The following is a 1214-nucleotide window of genomic DNA, read 5'->3' as shown; positions in this document are numbered from 1 at the left end:
GCTGGGCGCACCTGCGCCGGCGCTTCTTCGAGATCCACGCCGGAACGCAGTCGCCGATCGCCGGCGAGGCCCTGCTGCGCATCGCCGCGCTTTATGCCGTCGAGGCCGGCATCCGCGGTCGCCCGCCGGAGCGGCGCCTGGCCGCGCGGCAGGCGCAGAGCGCGCCGCTGGTCACCGAACTCGAGACCTGGCTACGGGCGCAGCTGAACCGGGTCAGCAGCGGCTCCAAGCTCGCCGAGGCGATCCGCTACGGGCTGCGGCACTGGCCGGGGCTGTGCCGGTTCCTCGACGACGGCCGGCTGGAGATGGACTCCAACACGGTCGAGCGCGAAATCAGGCCGGTGGCCGTCACACGCAAGGCGGCGCTCTTCGCGGGCAGCGAGGGCGGCGGCGAGGCCTGGGCCATCGCCACCACCCTGATCCGCACCGCCATCCTCAACGGTGTCGATCCGCAGGCCTGGCTGACCGATGTGCTGGAGCGGATGGTCACCGGCAAGGTCCGCAGCACCGCCCTCGACACCCTGCTGCCCTGGACCTGGCGCGACGCACAGCCTACCGCGCGCGCCGCATGACACGCCGCCGCAGCCGTGTGCCAGCCCTGCCGCTCGATGACCTCGAAGCCTGGCTCGCCGCCCAGTCCGACATCGCCAGGCGCAACTGGACAGTCTCGGCGATCGATGGCTTCTGCGCCGCCCTGGTCGCCGGCCCAGAGCGCATTGCCACCGAGGCCTGGCTCCGGGTGATCTTCGGCCCGAACCTGCCGACCACGGCGATCGGCCTCGGCGCCGTCCAGGCCGTGCTGGAGCACCACGACGCCGTCAGCCACATGCTCCGCCTCGATCGCGGGCGGCGGTGGCGACCGCTTTACATGCGGTATGACGACGGCACCGTCTCCGCCAATCCCTGGGCCGCCGGCTTCATGTTCGCCGTCAGGCGCTGGCCGGACGCCTGGCGGCCCATGATCGAACGCAGCGATCACTCCATGATCTTGCTGCCGATCATCACCTGCGCCGAAGCCGAGGAGGTCGAGAAGCTCCTCGAAGGCCAGCCGCAGGAGATGCGCGACCACATGGGGCGCGCCTACCACCACATCCCTGAAGCGGTCTGCGCCATCCGGGACTACTGGCGCCAACACGCCGCGTAACGGAACAGCGCCACCTGACCACAGCCCTACCGTCAAGCAAAAATGCCAGTGGTGCGGAAGCGACGCTTAC

At 70.6% G+C, this 1214-nt stretch carries 2 protein-coding genes; both read left to right on the top strand.

Annotated features, from left to right (window positions below; genetic code table 11):
- On the top strand, window positions 1-572 hold a 572-nt coding region (gene tnpC, locus DOO78_RS26840), incomplete at its 5' end, for an IS66 family transposase (RefSeq protein WP_111472941.1).
- Complete coding sequence (locus DOO78_RS26835) at window positions 569-1144, top strand: YecA/YgfB family protein (RefSeq protein ID WP_111472940.1); 576 nt, start codon at window positions 569-571, stop codon at window positions 1142-1144. The genes tnpC and DOO78_RS26835, both read left to right, overlap by 4 nt.
- Window positions 1145-1214: the final 70 nt, after the last annotated feature.

It is taken from the genome of Roseicella frigidaeris, from assembly GCF_003258945.1.
GTDB lineage: Bacteria > Pseudomonadota > Alphaproteobacteria > Acetobacterales > Acetobacteraceae > Paracraurococcus > Paracraurococcus frigidaeris.
The sequence above is the reverse complement of the archived record's forward strand: the minus strand, read 5'-3'. Positions and strand labels throughout refer to the sequence as shown.

What these genes read in the sequence shown, in the direction of transcription:
- DOO78_RS26835 (WP_111472940.1), top strand. Translation starts at nt 569, where the DNA reads ATGACACGCCGCCGCAGCCGTGTGCCAGCCCTGCCGCTCGATGACCTC.